Below are 1,562 nucleotides of genomic sequence, written 5' to 3'. Positions count from 1 at the left end.
CACGTCGTTCAGTGTCGCGGTCATCACGGCACCCTCCTCACCAGGCACAACGCCCGGTGGGTCAGGCCGGAAACACCGTTAGATCCACACTCCCGACAAGTTCCGCGGCGGCGGGCAGGGATGTGACCAGGTAGGCGGTCTCGCGGCTGGTCTTGCCGCCGGTGGTGCGGGTACGGGCGATCCGGACGGCTTGCTGGGCGTGCGAGAACGCGATCCCGCCCGGGGTGTGCAGGGTGACGGCTTTGACGGTGCGGGTCTCTTTGCGCCCGTGACCGCGGTGGCGGGTGCGGTAACCGACCGGGATCTGCGCCCAGGGGACAGCTTTGAGCTGGGCGAACAGGGTGGGCTGGTTGCCCTTGGCCTGCAGTAGCAGGTGTGCTCCACGGCTGGTGATCTGCTCGGCGTGGCCGGCCTGGGTGTGCAGCGCGTCGGCGACGAACAGGACATCGGTCAGACTGCCGAGCACGGCCTGCACGGCGTCGAGCAGTGGGGTGAAGGCGGGAATCTCGTTGCTCTTCGTGTCGACGGTGACCTGGGCCAAGACGATGCCGGTACTGGTGTCCAGCGCCGACAGCAGATGCGTCTGCCGGCCGCCGGGCAGGCGTGCGCCACGCAGGGTCTTGCCGTCCACGGCGATCACCGTCCGGTAGCGGCGCGGCCGAGCGGTCACTGGTTGCGTCCGGGTGTGCAGCCAGCCGGCCAGAACCTTGCTGAGCAGAGTGGCGTCCAGGCGGATCAGCAGACGCCACACCGTGGTGCCGGCCGGCACGCCCCGGGTGAACCCGAGCCGCTGCTGGTCCGCCTCGTCCAGGTCGTACAGCCAGTCGGCGATCGCGGCGAACGACGTGGCGCCGGCCAGGACCGCGCACACCGCGACGGTCAGCAACGCGGGCAGTGGATACCGCACTCCGTGCCGATTACGCGGGTCCGGGATCACGCTGACAGCGTCCAGGAGCCCACGACGTTCACCCTCGGTGATCGGCGGTGGTGGCGTCTCGCCACTGGGGGTTGTCACAGTCAGTACGGAGATTAGGGATGATGACATCTGCGGGTGGAGTCCTCGGTGTCGTGCAGTCCTAGAGAAACTCCATGATCACCCTGAGGGCTTCACCCGCTTCAACCGCCTCCACAAAGGCCGATCACCCACATCATCCCAGCTCACCAACCTGCCGAGCGAGAACGCAACGGCCCTGCTATACGCGTACCGAGGCGTACCGCACCGGTGGAGGGACCCTGTCTCCTCCGCTCCTTGTTCGTGTCAGACGCGCAAGTCTTGGTCGCGGTTGCCCGACGGTCGGTGAATGCACCTGGGCTCACCTGACAGCTTCGAGCTAGGGTCACAGCTCGCGATTTCAACCTTCCGACGGCTCGACTGCACCGCACTCATCTGCCGCGGGTGGTGCGCGCAGGTGCCAGCGCAGCCATCACCACGTGTAGCCGGCCATGGCTCGTTTCGGCGTACTGCTTTGCTTGATATGCAGGTAATCCTCGTTGACCCATTGCCAGTATTGGTGGTGGGTTCGATGGAGAGGTTCCTGTATGTCTCCCTGGATCGATCTTTG

1 protein-coding gene is annotated in these 1,562 nt (G+C 66.2%); it reads right to left on the bottom strand.

The annotated features are described in order from the left end of the window. Positions 1-61: 61 nt before the first annotated feature. Positions 62-1,015, bottom strand: a complete 954-nt coding sequence (locus ABZ671_RS32680) for an ISAs1 family transposase (protein WP_357865420.1) — start codon at positions 1,013-1,015, stop codon at positions 62-64. Positions 1,016-1,562 lie beyond the last annotated feature (547 nt).

This window comes from Micromonospora sp. NPDC006766 (genome assembly GCF_040636055.1).
GTDB lineage: Bacteria > Actinomycetota > Actinomycetes > Mycobacteriales > Micromonosporaceae > Micromonospora.
Note: the sequence above shows the minus strand (reverse complement) of the source record. Positions and strands in the feature narration are given on the sequence as shown.